The organism is Pseudomonas sp. AC136 (assembly GCF_979258585.1).
The window spans coordinates 4,195,647-4,212,665 of sequence record NZ_OZ409865.1 but is presented as its reverse complement, the minus strand read 5'-3'; the positions used below and the strand labels follow the sequence as shown (position 1 = coordinate 4,212,665).

Annotated in this window: 15 protein-coding genes; 7 read left to right on the top strand and 8 right to left on the bottom strand. The window is 58.0% G+C overall.

The window, feature by feature from the left end; all coding sequences use genetic code 11:
* The first annotated feature begins 183 nt into the window (after positions 1–183).
* The 6 genes from ACZZZU_RS18855 to ACZZZU_RS18830 are packed head-to-tail and all read left to right on the top strand — an operon-like array spanning position 184 to position 7,299.
* A complete protein-coding gene (locus ACZZZU_RS18855) occupies positions 184–642 on the top strand; it encodes a GspH/FimT family pseudopilin (RefSeq protein ID WP_463551478.1) in 459 nt (152 codons plus the stop codon).
* 2 nt (positions 643–644) lie between these two features.
* Entirely contained in the window at positions 645–1,127 is a 483-nt protein-coding gene (gene pilV / locus ACZZZU_RS18850) for a type IV pilus modification protein PilV (RefSeq protein ID WP_463552155.1), read from the top strand.
* Positions 1,128–1,139: 12 nt separating this feature from the next.
* Positions 1,140–1,892, top strand: a complete 753-nt coding sequence (locus ACZZZU_RS18845; protein ID WP_463551477.1) for a PilW family protein — start codon at positions 1,140–1,142, stop codon at positions 1,890–1,892.
* Positions 1,889–2,413 carry a pilus assembly PilX family protein gene (locus ACZZZU_RS18840; protein WP_463551476.1) on the top strand — a complete coding sequence of 175 codons (525 nt, stop codon included), beginning with the start codon at positions 1,889–1,891 and terminating at the stop codon, positions 2,411–2,413. The genes ACZZZU_RS18845 and ACZZZU_RS18840 overlap by 4 nt, the downstream gene beginning before the upstream one ends.
* Before the next feature lie 21 nt (positions 2,414–2,434).
* On the top strand, positions 2,435–6,865 hold the full coding sequence (locus ACZZZU_RS18835; RefSeq protein ID WP_463551475.1) for a pilus assembly protein: 4,431 nt from the start codon (positions 2,435–2,437) through the stop codon (positions 6,863–6,865).
* A gap of 14 nt (positions 6,866–6,879) precedes the next feature.
* On the top strand, positions 6,880–7,299 hold the full coding sequence (locus ACZZZU_RS18830; RefSeq protein ID WP_463551474.1) for a type IV pilin protein: 420 nt from the start codon (positions 6,880–6,882) through the stop codon (positions 7,297–7,299).
* A 71-nt stretch (positions 7,300–7,370) separates the two neighbouring features.
* Here ACZZZU_RS18830 and ispH read toward each other — a convergent pair whose 3' ends face one another.
* From ispH to murJ, 6 genes are all read right to left on the bottom strand, one after another.
* Entirely contained in the window at positions 7,371–8,315 is a 945-nt protein-coding gene (gene ispH, locus ACZZZU_RS18825; protein ID WP_122493142.1) for a 4-hydroxy-3-methylbut-2-enyl diphosphate reductase, read from the bottom strand.
* 63 nt (positions 8,316–8,378) lie between these two features.
* Positions 8,379–8,822 (bottom strand): FKBP-type peptidyl-prolyl cis-trans isomerase, encoded by a 444-nt coding sequence (locus tag ACZZZU_RS18820; protein ID WP_122492951.1) that lies wholly within the window; start codon positions 8,820–8,822, stop codon positions 8,379–8,381.
* On the bottom strand, positions 8,815–9,321 hold the full coding sequence (gene lspA / locus ACZZZU_RS18815; protein ID WP_122492952.1) for a signal peptidase II: 507 nt from the start codon (positions 9,319–9,321) through the stop codon (positions 8,815–8,817). Before lspA ends, ACZZZU_RS18820 begins: the two co-directional genes overlap by 8 nt.
* Complete coding sequence (gene ileS / locus ACZZZU_RS18810; protein WP_463551473.1) at positions 9,314–12,145, bottom strand: isoleucine--tRNA ligase; 2,832 nt, start codon at positions 12,143–12,145, stop codon at positions 9,314–9,316. Before ileS ends, lspA begins: the two co-directional genes overlap by 8 nt.
* A gap of 10 nt (positions 12,146–12,155) precedes the next feature.
* On the bottom strand, positions 12,156–13,094 hold the full coding sequence (ribF, locus tag ACZZZU_RS18805; RefSeq protein ID WP_122492954.1) for a bifunctional riboflavin kinase/FAD synthetase: 939 nt from the start codon (positions 13,092–13,094) through the stop codon (positions 12,156–12,158).
* Between the two features lie 110 nt (positions 13,095–13,204).
* Positions 13,205–14,749 carry a murein biosynthesis integral membrane protein MurJ gene (gene murJ / locus ACZZZU_RS18800; RefSeq protein WP_463551472.1) on the bottom strand — a complete coding sequence of 515 codons (1,545 nt, stop codon included), beginning with the start codon at positions 14,747–14,749 and terminating at the stop codon, positions 13,205–13,207.
* Positions 14,750–15,004: 255 nt separating this feature from the next.
* On the opposite strand from murJ, the gene rpsT reads away from it, so the two are divergent.
* Entirely contained in the window at positions 15,005–15,283 is a 279-nt protein-coding gene (gene rpsT / locus ACZZZU_RS18795) for a 30S ribosomal protein S20 (protein WP_122450168.1), read from the top strand.
* A 98-nt stretch (positions 15,284–15,381) separates the two neighbouring features.
* Here the strand turns inward: rpsT and ACZZZU_RS18790 are convergent, their stop codons facing one another.
* Together ACZZZU_RS18790 and proB are read right to left on the bottom strand one after the other, a co-directional pair.
* Positions 15,382–15,849, bottom strand: a complete 468-nt coding sequence (locus ACZZZU_RS18790) for a CreA family protein (protein WP_122450169.1) — start codon at positions 15,847–15,849, stop codon at positions 15,382–15,384.
* Between the two features lie 46 nt (positions 15,850–15,895).
* A complete protein-coding gene (proB, locus tag ACZZZU_RS18785) occupies positions 15,896–17,014 on the bottom strand; it encodes a glutamate 5-kinase (protein WP_122450214.1) in 1,119 nt (372 codons plus the stop codon).
* Positions 17,015–17,019: the final 5 nt, after the last annotated feature.

Here is a 17,019-nt window from a genome sequence, read left to right as displayed (position 1 = left end):
CGATGAATAAAAAGGCGCTAGACGGGATGTCTGATCAGCGCCAGCGGGACCCTAAAGCCCCCAGAGCCACTGGTTAGCAGGCAAGCGCGCCAATCGTCTCCGCGAAAAAACCACTCATCTCCTCCTGTACGACAAATCGTCCTTGCTCGTGGGAATCTTCCTACCAGTCATAGGAGTCGGTTTATGCGCGTCAAAAAATTATCCGAAGGATTCACCCTGGTGGAGCTGCTGATCGTCGTCGTGTTACTGGCGATCTTCGCATCCATAGCGATACCTTCGTTTACCGCCACCGTCAGAAACAGCAGGTTGCAGAGCTCGGCCAACGAGTTGCACACGCTGCTACTGTCCGCGCGCACCGATGCTGTGTCTAAGCGCAACCCGGTGACGGTGAAGCAGAACGACGACAACTCCTGGACCGCCGCTCAGGGGGGCGTGACCATCAACTCCGTCACGATCCCGACTAGCGTCGAGGTGGTTCCGACCGTAAAGACTATTACCTTCCAGCCTGACGGCACAGCAACAGCAGCTTCGATAGCCATCACCAATAACGAAGACGGCACGTCATATACCGTTTCCGTCACCCTGCCAGGGCTGATTAAAAATACCAAGTCGACGACCACCAGCCCGGAAGATCAGAAATGAACATGCGCTTTCGCAACCAGGGGTTCAGCCTGATCGAAGTTCTGATCACCGTCATTCTTATCAGTATTGGCGTCTTGGGCATGGTAGCCATGCAAGCCAAGTCCATCACTTACACCCAGGATTCTGTGCAGCGTAACGCTGCGGCGGCGCTTGCCGACGACCTGATGGAAATGATGAGAGCAGACAACGGTTCGGTTTCCGAATACTACAAAGCCGCTGGTGCTGATTTTCCAGACGTACCCGATTCCTGCACACCGCTGCCGACCAACTCCAAGGAGCGCTTGGGGTGCTGGGCTCAGCGGGCCGCAGAAGCACTTCCAGACGCGGGAAGTTTACTGAGTAGCGACTTCGTGATTGCAAAGACCGGTGATGCCGTACGTATTCAGTTGGCATGGCGCGTCAATGATGGCGAATGCATGGACGCCAATGCGGTGGATGGCGACGACAAGACCATCTGCCACTACCGCCTCACAGCCGAACTTTAAGGAAGCTTGACGATGCATAACAAACAAGCGGGCCTTTCGCTGATTGAGCTGATGGTAGCCATGCTAATCAGCAGCTTTTTAATACTTGGCGTCACGCAAATATTCATCAACAACAAGAACAACTACCGCTATCAACAAAGCCAAACTGAGAATCAGGAAAACGGTCGCTTTGCGCTAATGATGTTCGAAAAAGAACTGATGAAAACAGGCTTCCGCCGGCGTCCAGATCAAGCGCCGGAACAAGCGTTCCCAGCCATTAACTCCGGCGGGTGCGCATTCACGACGGGGCAGGCGATTTACAAAGTGGATGACAGCACCATTTGCCTGCGCTTCCAACCGCGCGACTTGGCTGAGCTCGATTGCACGGGTGCGGCGATAAGCGACCCGACTAACGTCGACGCGCCCTACAAAATTCCGAATGTTTCTTTTATTGAAAAAATTTCGGTCGTTGATGGGAACTTGGTCTGTAACGGGACCACGTTGATCGAGGGCGGCGTCGCCGGAATTAAACTCGATTTCGGGGTGGGTGCTTCAGGCGCCAAGAATGTCACCAGCTACACCGCTGACCCCGGCGTCGCGCCTATCAGAAGCCTGCGATATTCGGTTCTGCTGAGCAGTACGCAAAACAGCGTGGCGCAGGGCATTGAAAGCAAAGCCTGTGCGGAATGGCAGAAATTGACGGCAGCCGATGCAAGCCCATGTGTCAGCGACAAGATCTATCAAATTGTTAGCAGCGGCGTAACGTTAAGGAACCTGATGCCATGAAACAGTCATTTTCATTTCCTGGGCGCCAGCAAGGCGCTGTTCTTTTCGTCGCACTCATCATGCTGCTGATCATTACTGTGTTGGCTGTAAGCAGTATGCGTGGCGTGACGCTCGAAACGCGCATGACTGGCAACTTGATTGAACAAAAACGCTTAACCGCCGCCGCCGAGTCCGCTCTTCGCGAAGGAGAGCGGAAAATCAAGGTCAGCAATCAGCCACTCGTAGACTGTACGAGCAACCGCGCTGCGCCTTGCATTAAAGAAACCGCAGCGAAGTACACCAGCGATTTCTCTGTCTCGAACCTTTACGACTCTGCTGAGTTGGAAAGAAATGCACGCTGGTATATCAGAGACACCGGTGTAATCAGTTCATCGGACCCCGAGTGCTTCCTGACCGGGAAGAACTGCACAAACTATTACGAAGTAAATGGCCAGGCGTTCCAGAGCGCCGATCCAGCAGGCAAGACGTGCGGGCCTGACGCCCTGTGCATGCGTTCTGTCGAAGCCGCCATTTTTAACTAGCAGCCAAAGTTGGAGAACACCATGTTCCGTAAACCCATCTACCTCTTTGGCCTGCTAGCCGCCAGTCAACTAGCACACGCTGACATTGATCTCTCGCAAGTGCCTTTGTTCGTCAGCGAATCGACGCCGCCGATGAATATGTTGGTAATCGGTAAAGACCACAAGGTGTTCTTTCCCGCCTACAACGACTCCTCCGACTTGGACGGCGACGGCATCCTTGATATTTATTACAAGCCGTCGATTAAATACTTAGGTTACTTCGACTCTTACAAGTGCTACACCCACGATGGCACTAAATTTGTTCCGGAGTCGGTCACTACTGATAAACGATGCTCAACCCATGTTGGTAGATGGAGTGGCGACTTCCTCAACTATCAAACCACTTCCCGACTTGATGCATTGCGCAAGGTTCTATACGGCGGCTATCGCTCCACTGATGATGAAGCGAGCACCATTCTAGAACGCATTCCGTTGACATCCGACGCCCACACTTGGGGTAAGGAGTACTTAAGCGTAGCCCGGGACGGTTACAAGATTTCCGACTACACGCCGCTCGCGGAACCCACAAACGGTAAGTACATTCTTTTCGCTAACACCAGCATCAGCAGTGTGCCCAAGCTCCGTATTATCGACAGTCCGTTAAGCAACGCGTCGAACGGCAATTTCCGTATCTGGGGCTGGGTATCTCGTGAAGTTACCCAAGGCACGAACGCCATTACCAACGCCGCTTATGCCAACAAAACGATTGTTCCAACGTATGACCTGACCGTGCGCGTCCAGGCTTGCGTTACTGGACTGCTGGAGACCGATTGCAAGCAATATGTAACGGGCAATAAGCCGACAGGCTTGCTACACGATTACGGCGAAGCGGGGAAAATGTATTTCGGCCTGATGACTGGCACGTATGACAACAACATCAAAGGGGGAGTGCTGCGAAAAGCCATGGGCACTTTCGCTGACGAAATTAAAGCCTCTACAGGTCAATTTCGCGTTACAACGAACAATGTCAACGCCTATGTGAAACCTAACGGCATCGTGTCCAACTTGGACAAAATTCGCTTTTCTACCAACACCAACTGCGATGCGTTTACTACCCCACTGCCCAACTCCTCGTGTAAGGATTGGGGCAACCCTATCGGTGAGATGGCGTACGAAACCCTTCGCTACTTCAAGGGCTTGACGGCTCCCACCAGTGGGTATGCGGCAAGTACTACGGATACGGGCATGGGTTTAACCTCCGTTTCTCCCTGGACCGACCCGTATACTGATAAGTCGACCACGTGCTCCAAACCGTTTGTGACCATGGTCAGCGACGTTAACCCGAGTTACGACTCGAACTTGCCGGGAACTTCGTTCACAGCCAACGCCGACGGTGTGATTCCGAGCACGCTAACCGGTTTTAACGTAACAACTATTAGCGACGCTATATGGAACGCGGAAGTAGGCGGTACCAAGTCTGTCAATATCGGCGAAGCTATAGGAACAACCAACAACAATGCGCCGACCGCCAAATCGACCAGCAGCTTCGCGAAAATCCGTGGCCTTCCGGAAGAGCCTAACAAGGAAGGCAGCTACAGCAGCGCCGCCGTCTCCTACTACGGTAGCCGCAATTCGATAACCACTCGTGGCAACCACAAAGTACAGACATTCTCGGTGGCCTTGGCTTCAACCATCCCGCGACTGCAGGTAACCAGCAGTAAAGGCACCATTACGCTGGTCCCTTACGGCGTGGTTGTCACCAACAGCGTGACCGATCAGATCACTGGCTTCTATGTTGACTCCATGTCCAACATGCCGGGCCAAACCGTCGACCCGAGCATTAATGGCGGCAGGCAACAGATTATTTTCCGTGTGGTTTATGACGATGCCGCTCAAAGGAGCGACTACGACATGGACTCAATCATTTTATATACCGTCAAAGCTCTGGCTGACGGCAACATCAGCGTGCGCACACAAACCGAATACTCGGTGTCCGGCGCTACATCCCACCTCGGCTACACCATTGCCGGCACCCAGTACGACGGCATTTATCTGGAAGTGACTGGCGGCGGCAACTCGGTAGACGCACACCTCGCACTGGACACCCCGGATGGCAAAAACTCCGGTGGTTGCGCAACCACTCCAGCAAGCTGTGCGAGCCTGCCCGGCCGCAGAGACGGCAGTGCGCTGATTGGGTCCCGACCAGACTTCCACGAACGTATCTTTACCCCGTTCAAGGCGACGGCAGTTGCCAACTTGGAAAACCCGCTGTGGTACGCCGCCAAGTACGGCGCTACTACAGCGACGGCATGGGACGCTGACGCCAACGGGGTGCCAGACAACTATTTCCTGGTTAGCAACGCAGCAATGCTCAAAAGCCAACTGGACAAAGCGTTCAACGACATTCTCCAGCTGAACAACGCAGTCACGTCGGTGGCTGTAGATATTCCGCTGGAAAACAGCGCGGAAGAAGAAGACACCGCCTATGTTTACCGCACTAACTTCGACGCGCTCGGCTGGGGCGGCGATCTGATCAAACAAGTGAACACCACGACGGTGACAGGCGGAACCGCGGTTACCACCGTGGAGCCGGTGTGGAAGGCCGCTACGGAGCTCTCGACTTCGACGCGCGACATAAAAATGGCCAGCACGACGACTGCCAGCAAGTTGACCACGTTCAGCTGGACCGCCATGGCGGGTCAGTCTTACAACGGTATTAACTTGCAAACAGCCCTCAACACCAATACCTCCGGCGTGGTCGACAATTACGGACAAGCGCGCACCGCGTTTATTCGTGGCGACAGCTGCACCTCGCTTGCAGGGTGTGCCACGTTCCGCAATCGCTCATCCAAGCTCGGCGACATCATTAACTCGTCGCCAATTCTGGTTAAGGGCGCGCAGTACTTGGCGTACCGGGCTGGCACATTGGATGGAAGTAGCAGCAACGTAACCACCAACATTGCCACGTACAACCAGTTCATCACCAACATGAACAGTCGTACTCCGATCGTTTATGTCGGTGCGAACGACGGCATGCTGCACGCGTTCAATGCGACCACCGGCAAAGAGGTATTTGCCTTTGTGCCTTCAGCCGTGATTACAAACCTGAACAAACTGACTGCAGCAAGTTACGGCGCTGCTGATGGCAGCGCACCGCACCAGTACTACGTTGATAGCACTCCGGTAGTGGCTGACGTTTACTTCGGTAATGCGTGGCATACGGTATTGGTAAGTGGTCTGGGCGCGGGCGGCCGAGAGGTCTTCGCCCTGGATATCACGGACCCAAGCGCACCTAAATTGCTCTGGGAATTCACAAGCGTTAACGATGGGGACCTCGGCTTCACCGTCGCGAAACCAAGCATCGCCCGCCTGCATACCGGCGAATGGGCTGCGTTGATTCCTAACGGTTACAACAGCGCCAGTAACGGCGCGGGCAAAGCCGTACTGTTCGCGCTGAATATTCAAACCGGCGCACTGATCAAAAAGTTCAGTGCCGTGACCGATACCACGGAGGGGCTGGCCTCTGTTAGCAACGGACTATCAAACGTTAGGACTGCAGATTTCAACGGCGACGGCGTTACTGACTATGCCTACGCCGGCGACCTGCAGGGCAACCTCTGGCGCTTCGACCTGATTAACACAGCATCTGCAGCCCCGCTGTCGAAAACCAACGTGAGCGCTAATACGTTTGCCGTATCGTTTGGCGGCAAGCCGCTGTATGTAGCCAGAGATAGCAGTGGTGCTCGTCAACCCATTACGGCTGCACCGAGCTTGATCGCACATCCATCAGGTACCGGCTATCTCGCGACCTTTGGTACTGGCAAGTACTTGAGCAGCACCGACAAGGCATCCCCTTTCCAGACTCAATCGGTGTATGGCGTGTGGGATAGAAAAACCAATGGTCAAGCGACAAGCACGACAGTTCAACTGTCGCGTACAAAACTTCAAGCCCAGGTAATGTCCACCACGCAAACCCTGAGTGGAAGAAAAGTTCGCTATATCAGTCAAAATCCGGTGAACTGGTATGTGAATAACGCCGCTGATACGAGCGATGCCAGCGTCGATAAATACGGTTGGTATTTGGACTTGAAAACCGGCACAACGTCCGATGGCGAACGCATGGTGTACAACATGATTCCGTATGGTGACGGCCTGCTGTTCTCGACCATTACGCCGAACCAGACCACGTGCGCTGCAGGGCTCGACGGATTCACATACGGCGTAAATCCCACCACTGGCGGCCGCGCGGCGTACCCGATTTTCGATATCAACAATGACGGGGTCGTCGACAACAGCGACACCGATACGGACGGCAACGCTCCCTCTGGACTGGGTGACAACTCAGCTGGCGGCGGCACTGTCAAGAAAGACAAAAAATACGACCCGACCGGCGGCGGCACAGTTCTCAACCCTGGCCCCAATTCGAACGGTCGCCAAACCTGGCGGATGATTCCGGCCAACGTTACTCCATGAATCTAGGAGCAAGTATGAAACGGGTACAACAAGCCGGGTTCACGCTGATGGAGCTGATGATCGTGATCGCGATCATCGGCGTACTCGCGGCGATCTCGTTCCCGAGTTATCAGGAATATGTAATACGCGGCAATCGCACCGAGGCCATGGCCTTGTTAAACGAGGCTGCGGCACGTCAAGCTCGTTACCACGCGCAGAACAACGTATACGCCGATAGCGCAGAAAAGCTGAACATGGCCGACTACGTCGACAGTCTGAGCTATTACGGGTTGGCCTTCGGTAATGTGACCGCAAACACCTATACCTTGACTGCCACAAACGTACGGGCGCCGCAGAGCGGCGATAAAAAATGTAAATCCTTTATCCTTGATCAAGCCGGCACTAAAAGCGTGGAAGCCGGGGCGACTTCCACCGCAGCAGAATGCTGGAAATAAACGCTAGGCACTAAACGAAAAAGGCCACTCTTCGGAGTGGCCTTTTTCGTTTCTGCGGATTGATTCTGGAATTATATCGCCTTAACCCTCAACTCCTTCGGCATCGAAAACGTCACATTCTCCGGCCGCCCTTCCAGCTCTTCCGCGCCCGTAGCGCCCCACTCTCGCAGTTTCTGCACCACGCCAAGCACAAGCACCTCCGGCGCCGACGCACCGGCGGTAATGCCAATGCGCGCTTTGCCTTCAAACCAGCCTTGCTGCAAATCCTCAGCCCCATCAATCAGGTAGGCCGGGGTGCCCAGGCGCTCGGAAAGTTCGCGCAGGCGGTTGGAGTTGGAGCTGTTGGGGCTGCCGACGACGAGCACCACGTCGCACTCGCTGGCGAGCTGTTTGACGGCGTCCTGGCGGTTTTGCGTGGCGTAGCAGATGTCGTCTTTGCGTGGGCCGCCAATGCTGGGGAAGCGGCTGCGCAGGGCGTCGATGACGCGGCTGGTGTCGTCCATCGACAGCGTGGTCTGGGTGACGAAGGCCAGGGTTTCGGGGTTGCGCACTTGTAGGTTGGCGACATCTGTTTCGTCTTCAACCAGGTAGATGGCGCCGCCATTGCTGGCGTCGTATTGGCCCATGGTGCCTTCCACTTCCGGGTGGCCGGCGTGGCCGATGAGGATGCATTCGCGGCCGTCGCGGCTGTAGCGGGCAACCTCGATGTGCACCTTGGTCACCAGCGGGCACGTGGCGTCGAATACTTTCAGGCCGCGCGATTCGGCTTCTTTGCGTACGGCTTGGGAAACACCGTGGGCACTGAAGATGACGATGACGTTGTCGGGTACCTGGTCCAGTTCTTCAACGAAAATGGCGCCGCGGGCGCGCAGGTCTTCGACGACGAATTTGTTGTGGACCACTTCGTGGCGAACGTAGATCGGCGGGCCGAAAACTTCGAGGGCGCGGTTGACGATTTCAATCGCGCGGTCAACGCCAGCGCAGAAGCCGCGCGGGTTGGCGAGTTTGATTTGCATGGCTACTTCTTGCATGGGGCTTCTCTCTTCCGCCCCGAGGGCAGGTGCCAGGTCACCGGCGGGTCAGGCCGGTTTGACCTCGATGATTTCGACCTGAAAGCTCAGGGTCTTGCCGGCCAGCGGGTGGTTGAAGTCGATGGTGACCTGGCTGTCATCAAAGGCTTTGACCACCCCAGGCAGTTCGGTGTTGGCGGCGTCGTTGAAGATCACCAGCAGGCCATCCGACAACTCCATGCCTTCGAACTGCGAACGCGGCATCACTTGCACGTTTTGCGGGTTGGGCTGGCCGAAGCCGTGCTCCGGTTCCACTTGCAGGGTGCGCTTGTCGCCAGCCTTGAGGCCGAACAAGGCGGCTTCGAAGCCGGGCAACAGGTTGCCGTCGCCCACTTTGAAGGTGGCCGGTTTCTTGTCGAAGGTGCTGTCTACCACGTCGCCGTTTTCCAGGTTCAGGGCGAAGTGCAGGGTGACTTGTTTGTCCGGGCCGATACGCAGGGCGTCGTCAGTCATGGGCGGGCTCTCCGGCTTTTTTGCTTTTGAACATGTCCAGGGCCAGCAACACGGCGCCGACCGAGATGGCGCTGTCGGCGATGTTGAAGGCCGGGAAGTACCAGCGGTTCTGCCAGTGCACGAGGATAAAGTCGATGACGTGGCCGAGCACGATCCGGTCGTACAGGTTGCCCAGCGCGCCGCCGAGCACCAGCGACAGGGCCACGGCGAGCAGGGTTTCTTCAGGTTTGAGGCGCTTGAGCCAGACCACCAGCGTGGCGCTGACGGCCACGGCGATCAGGGCAAACAACCAGCGCTGCCAGCCAGAGCTGTCGGCCAGGAAACTGAAGGCAGCGCCGGTGTTGTAGGCCAGCGTCCAGCTGAAGAGGTCGGGAATGACCACGATCTGCTGATACAGGCTCAGGCTGTTTTCAAAGTAGAGCTTGGTGGCCTGATCGAGGATCAGCACCACCAGGCTCAGCCACAGCCAGGACAACCGGCCAAGACGGGCGTTAGGCATAGTGACGAACCTCGCCAGCGCCGCTGATGTTGTCGACGCAACGACCGCAGATTTCGGGGTGCTCCGGATTCACGCCGACGTCTTCACGGCAGTGCCAGCAGCGCGCGCACTTGGCGTGAGCTGATTTTACCACTTTGAGTTTCAGGCCGGCGACCTCGGTCACCACGGCGTCAGCTGGCGCGCTGGTTAATGGCGCTACGGCAGCGGTCGAGGTGATCAACACGAAGCGCAATTCGTTGCTGAGTTTGCCCAGGTCGCTGACCAGCGCGTCTTCGGCGTACAGGGTCACTTCGGCTTGCAGGTTGCCGCCGATAGCTTTGGCGGCGCGCTGGTTTTCCATTTCCTTGTTCACGGCCACTTTCACGGCCATGACGCGCTCCCAGTAAGCGCGGTCCAGCTCGAAGCCTTCCGGCAGCGCGGTGAGCCCTTCGTACCAGGTGTTGAGCATGACCGATTCGTTGCGCTCGCCCGGCAGGTATTCCCACAGCTCGTCAGCGGTGAACGCCAGGATCGGCGCGATCCAGCGCACCAGCGCTTCAGCGATGTGGAACAACGCGGTTTGGCACGAGCGACGCGCCTGGCTGTCGCTGGCGGTGGTGTACTGGCGGTCTTTGATGATGTCCAGGTAGAAGCCGCCCAGCTCCTGCACGCAGAAGTTGTGCACCTTGGAGTAGACGTTCCAGAAACGGTACTCGCCGTAGTGTTCCTGCAACTCGTTTTGCAGCAGCAGGGCACGGTCTACAGCCCAACGGTCCAGCGCCAGCATGTCTTCGGCCGGCAGCAGATCGGTGGCCGGGTTGAAGCCACTGAGGTTGGAGAGCAGGAAGCGCGCGGTGTTGCGGATGCGGCGATAAGCATCGGCGCTGCGCTGGAGAATCTGGTCGGAAACGGCCATTTCACCGGAGTAATCGGTGGCCGAAACCCACAGACGCATGATGTCGGCGCCCAGGGTGTCGTTGACCTTTTGCGGCGCGACGACGTTGCCCAGCGACTTGGACATTTTGCGACCGTTTTCGTCCACGGTGAAACCGTGGGTCAGCAGTTCGCGGTACGGGGCGTGGTCGTCCAGCATGCAGCCGGTCAGCAACGAGGAATGGAACCAGCCGCGGTGTTGGTCGGAACCTTCCAAGTACAGGTCGGCGCGCGGGCCGGACGCGTGGCCCATCGGGTGCGAACCCCGCAGCACGTGCCAGTGCGTAGTACCAGAGTCGAACCAGACGTCGAGGGTGTCGCTGATTTTGTCGTAATTGCCGGCTTCGTCGCCCAGCAGTTCAGTCGGGTCGAGTTTGAACCAGGCTTCGATGCCTTCGTGCTCGACGCGCTTGGCCACTTCTTCCATCAGTTCGACAGTGCGCGGGTGCAGTTCACCCGTGGCTTTGTCGAGGAAGAACGGGATCGGCACGCCCCAGTTGCGCTGACGCGAGATGCACCAGTCCGGGCGGTTGGCGATCATCGAATGCAGGCGCGCCTGGCCCCAGGCCGGCACGAACTGGGTGTCTTCGATGGCTTTTACCGCGCGTTGGCGCAGGGTGTTGCCGGTGTTGGGCTGTTTGTCCATGCCAACGAACCACTGCGCGGTGGCGCGGTAGATCAGCGGGGACTTGTGGCGCCAGCAGTGCATGTAGCTGTGGCTGATGGTTTCGGTGTGCATCAGCGCGCCCGCTTCGCTGAGTTTTTCAACGATGGCGGGGTTGGCTTTCCAGATGAACTGACCGCCGAAGAACGGCAGCGACTCAACGTACACGCCGTTGCTCTGCACGGGCGTGAGGATGTCGTCGTTGACCATGCCATAGCGTTTGCAGGTCACGAAGTCGTCTTCGCCGTAGGCCGGGGCGGAGTGAACCACGCCGGTGCCAGCGCCCAACTCGACGTACTCGGCCAGGTATACCGGCGAGAGGCGGTCGTAGAACGGGTGACGGAAATTGATCAGCTCAAGCGCAGCGCCGGGCGCCGTGGCAATCACCGTGCCCTCTAGGCCGTAACGGGTCAGGCAGGCTTGCACCAGTTCTTCAGCCAGGATCAGCAGCTTGTCGCCGACATCGACCAGGGCGTAGATGAATTCGGGATGGACGTTGAGCGCCTGGTTGGCCGGGATAGTCCACGGGGTGGTGGTCCAGATGACAATGGCTGCGGGCTTGCTCAGCGCGGGCAGACCGAATGCAGCGGCCAGTTTGGCGTCGTCGGCAATCGGGAACGCGACGTCGATGGTCGAGGATTTTTTGTCCTGGTATTCAACTTCGGCTTCAGCCAGGGCCGAGCCGCAATCGAAGCACCAGTTAACCGGCTTCAGACCTTTGAATACGAAACCGCCTTTGACCATTTCGGCCAGGGCGCGGATTTCGCCGGCTTCGTTGGCGAAATCCATGGTTTTGTACGGGTTGGCCCAATCGCCCAAAACGCCCAGGCGAATAAATTCGGCTTTCTGCCCTTCTACCTGCTCGGCGGCATAGGCGCGGCACAGTTCGCGGGTTTTGTCGGCGGGCAGGTTTTTGCCGTGGGTGACTTCCACTTTGTGCTCGATGGGCAGGCCGTGGCAGTCCCAGCCAGGCACGTACGGCGCGTCGAACCCGGACAGGGTTTTCGAGCGCACGATCATGTCTTTGAGAATTTTGTTAACCGCGTGACCGATGTGAATGGTGCCGTTGGCATAGGGCGGGCCGTCGTGCAGCACGAACTTGGGCCGGTCCTTACCAATCTCACGCAGCTTCTGGTACAGGCCAATGCTGTCCCAGCGCTGCAGAATCTGCGGTTCGCGCTGTGGCAGGCCGGCCTTCATTGGGAAGGCGGTATCCGGAAGGTTTAGCGTGGCTTTGTAGTCGGTCATTTCAGGCTCTTCACTTAAGCGGTTGACCCTGCCAAAGGGCACGGGCGGCGGCGACATCCGCGTGTATCGCCGTCTTCAGCGCCTCCAGGGAGGCGAAACGCTGCTCATCGCGCAGCTTGTGGTGGAACGCCACCGTCAAACGTCGGCCATAGAGATCGCCGACAAAATCCAAAAGGTGCACTTCCAGGTGCGCACTGCCATCACCTTGCACCGTGGGCCGCACGCCAATATTGGCGACGCCGGGCCAGGGTTTGCCGTCGAGCTCGACGGTTACCAAGTACACGCCTGTCAACGGCACACGACGCCGCTTGAGTTGTACGTTCGCCGTTGGCGTACCGAATTGGCGCGCCAGCTTCTGGCCGTGCAGCACGCGCCCGGAGATTTGAAACGGACGGCCCAACAGACGTTCAGCCAAGGCGAAATCGGCGGCTGCAAGCGACTCGCGAACCCGCGTACTGCTCACACGCAGCCCGTCGATTTCAACGGTGCTGGCCGCTTCCAGGGTGAACCCTTCAACCTGCGCGGCGGTTTGCAGAAAAGCGAAATCGCCGGCGCGGTCACAGCCGAAGCGGAAGTCATCGCCCACTTCGAGATGCTGCACGCCCAATCCTTCAAGCAGCACCGTCTGCACAAACTCGGCGGCGCTGAGTTCACGCAAACGGCGATTGAAAGACAGGCACAACACCCGATCAACCCCGGCTTCGGCGAACAAGACGAGCTTGTCCCGCAAACGCGTCAGGCGCGGTGGCGCGGTGTCGGGGCCGAAAAATTCACGGGGCTGTGGTTCGAAAATCACCACGCAACTGGGCACGCCCAATTCGTCCGCGCGCTCGCGCAGCCGCGCCAGGATGGCCTGGTGGCCACGGTGCACGCCGTCAAAATTGCCGATAGTGGCAACACAGCCTCGGTGTTGAGGCTGCAAGTTTTGAAGCCCTCGAACCAGCTGCATAGGACGCTTCTTGCTCACAAAGTGGGCGATTATACGCACACCCGACGCCGGACAACAGGCGACAGCGGATGCGGATGTACAGGCGAATAAATCTGCGTTTTACGTAGGGATTACGCCAGCGTACGGCGGGCGAAATCACGCAAACGGAAGCCCAACAACAGCAGCACGCCGAAATACGCGGCAATGCCACTGGCCACCAAAGCACCCAGACGAAGCAGGCGAATCAGCATGTCGCCCTGATCCCACGCGGGCATCCAGTGCATCACGGCAAGCAGCACAGCGGCCATCACCACCACGGCGACGACCAGCCGGATGAGAAACAGCGACCAGCCCGGCTGCGGCGTGAACAACTGCTGCTTGCGCAACTGCCAGAACAACAGGCCTGCATTCAGACAGGCCGCCAAGCCAATCGACAGCGCCAGCCCGGCGTGCGGGTAAGGCAAGGTGAAGAAGAACACCAGGTTCATCGCCTGAGTGGCTGCCAAGGTGACCAGCGCGATACGCACTGGCGTGGCGATGTTCTGCCGCGCATAGAAACCGGGCGCCAGCACTTTCACCAGAATGATGCCGAGCAGGCCCATCGAATAGGCGATAAGGGCGAACTGAGTCATTTGCGCGTCGTGCGCGCTGAACTTTCCGTACTGAAACAGCGAAACGGTCAATGGCTCGGAAATAATGGCCAACGCCAGAGCGCACGGCAGCGCCAGCAGAAAACAGAGCCGCAGCCCCCAATCCAGCAAGCGCGAGTATTCCTCGATATTTTTGCTGGAGAAGCTGCGCGACAGCGCCGGTAGCAGGATCGTCCCTAGCGCCACGCCCAGTACGCCGGACGGCAGTTCCATCAAGCGGTCGGCGTAGTACATCCACGACACGGAGCCGGCGACCAGAAAGGAGGCGAAAATGGTGTTGATGATCAGCGAAATCTGGCTGACCGATACGCCGAGAATGGCCGGCCCCATTTGCTTCATCACGCGCCACACACCTGCATCACGCAGGTTTAGGCGCGGCAGAACCAGCATGCCGATCTTTTTCAAGTGCGGCAGTTGATAAAGAAACTGCAGCAGACCGCCGACCAGCACCGCCCAACCGAGCGCCATGACCGGCGGGTTGAAATACGGGGTCAGGAACAGCGCGAACACGATCATGCTGATATTGAGCAGGGTCGGCACGAAAGCGGGTACGGAGAAGCGATTCCAGGTGTTGAGAATCGCGCCGGCCAGGGAAGCTAGCGAGATGAGCAATATATAAGGAAAGGTCACGCGCAGAAGTGATGAGGTCAGCTCGAATTTTTCCGGCGAGTCGACAAAGCCTGGCGCCGTTACCCAGATAACCCAAGGGGCAGCGATCATGCCCAGAGCAGTGACAACGGCCAATACCAGCGTCAGCAACCCGGACACATAGGCAATAAAGGTGCGCGTCGCCTCCTCGCCTTGCTGGGTTTTGTATTCCGCCAGAATCGGCACGAAGGCTTGGGAGAACGCGCCCTCGGCAAAAATGCGGCGCAGCAGGTTGGGCAGTTTGAACGCAACAAAGAAGGCGTCGGTGGCCATGCCGGCGCCGAAAATACGCGCGACAATGGTGTCGCGAACAAAGCCCAGTACCCGGGACAACATGGTCATCGAGCTGACCGCAGCCAGCGACTTGAGTAAATTCATAACGCTCGTTCTACCGCATCAAGTAAGCTGCGCCACCGCAAATGTCGGCGCCACCCTATGGGCCGCAAGGCAAAGGCGGCGAGTGTAGAACCGGCCGGCAAATAAATCACCCATGCAGGGTGTGCTCGCCCGTCGGACAGCGGATAGATCCTTAACCCGCAACACTGAACCGCGCTTGACAAGCCTTCGACACATCGGCATGATTCGCGGCCTTATTTGTTTAGTCATTTCCCCAAAGTTTCAAGGAGCTCGACGGTGGCCAATACACCTTCTGCCAAAAAACGCGCTAAACAGGCTGAGAAGCGTCGTAGCCATAACGCCAGCCTGCGCTCCATGGTTCGTACCTACATCAAGAACGTGGTCAAGGCTATCGACGCCAAAGACCTCGAACTTGCTCAAAAGGCTTACACCCTGGCTGTGCCCGTAATCGACCGTATGGCCGACAAAGGCATCATCCACAAGAACAAAGCAGCTCGTCATAAGAGCCGCCTGAACGGTCACATCAAGGATCTCAGCCAAGCTGCTGCTGCCTAAGTGTGATGCGTTGAAAAGACCGGTCTCAGGGCCGGTTTTTTATTGCCTGAAAATAGTGGCAGACAAAAAAGGCGAGCCTTGCGGTTCGCCTTTTCAGTTCAGGGCTGCTGCACCCAGGGCAGAATCGGAATGGCGGTTACCGCGTTTTGCGGGCTGCCTTCGATTACGCGGTCGCTATAAACGAGGTAGACCAGCGTGTTGCGCTTTTTGTCGAAGAACCGCACCACCTGCATGGTCTTGAACACCAGCGAAGTGCGCTCTTTAAACACCTCTTCGCCATCTTTCAAATTGTCCGGCACGTGAATCGGTCCGACCTGACGGCAGGCAATCGACGCCTCGGCACGGTCTTCCGCCAACCCCAACCCACCTTTGACGCCGCCGGTTTTGGCCCGTGACAGGTAGCAGGTCACGCCTTCAACCTTCGGATCATCAAACGCCTCGACGACAATCTTGTCGTTCGGCCCAACCCATTTGAAAACAGTCGACACCTGGCCGATTTCTTCCGCCGATGCCGCAAACGCCAAGGGCAGCAGTAAAGCACCCAACCATCCATTGATCACTCGCACTGCACTCTCCCTTCCCAGCCAACGGTGAAGCCGCCCCAAGGCGCGCTTACACCAGAATCAGATTGTCACGATGGACCAGCTCAGGCTCGTCGACATAACCCAACAGACGCTCAATGGCATCCGAGGGCTGACCGACAATCTTCTGCGCCTCGGCCGCACTGTAGTTCGCCAGACCGCGAGCAATTTCGCGCCCTTGCGGATCGACACACACGACCATTTCGCCGCGACGGAAGTTGCCCTGCACGCTTTTCACGCCAACCGGCAACAAGCTCTTGTGGCTTTCCAGCAGCGCTTTCACGGCGCCAGCATCAAGCTGCAGCGTACCGCGGGTTTGCAGATGCCCGGCCAGCCACTGCTTGCGCGCAGCGAGCAAACCGCGCTCAGGCGCCAACAACGTACCGAGCCGCTCCCCTGCTTTGAGCCGCGCCAAGACCTGCTCAATGGCGCCGCCGACAATAATCGTATGCGCACCGGAACGCGCCGCCAGTCGTGCCGCGCGCAGCTTGGTCTGCATACCGCCACGCCCCAGCGCACCGCCGACGCCGCCCGCCACTGCATCCAATGCAGGATCATCGGCACGCGCTTCGAAAATCAGCTGAGCATCAGGATTATGGCGCGGGTCGGCGTCGAACATGCCGTCGCGGTCCGTGAGAATTACCAGCAGATCGGCCTCCACCAGGTTGGCGACCAGCGCCGCCAGGGTGTCGTTATCGCCGAAGCGGATTTCGTCGGTGACCACGGTGTCGTTTTCGTTGATCACCGGGATCGCGCCCAGATCAACCAGGGTACGCAGCGTGCTACGGGCGTTCAGGTAACGCTTGCGGTCAGACAGGTCGTCATGGGTCAGCAAGATTTGCGCGGTATGCCGGCCGTGCTGCGCAAAGCTGGATTCCCAAGCCTGCACCAGGCCCATCTGCCCCACTGCTGCCGCCGCTTGCAGCTCATGGATAGCGCTCGGTCGCGACGCCCAGCCCAACCGGCTCATACCCGCCGCTACCGCACCCGACGACACCAGTACCAGCTCAACGCCAGCCTCGCGCAAGGCCACCATCTGCTCGACCCACACCGCCATTGCGCCGCGATCCAGGCCGCGCCCGTCAGCGGTCAACAGCGCACTACCGATCTTCACCACCCAGCGCTGAGCGCCAGTCACCTTGTCCCGCATGGTCA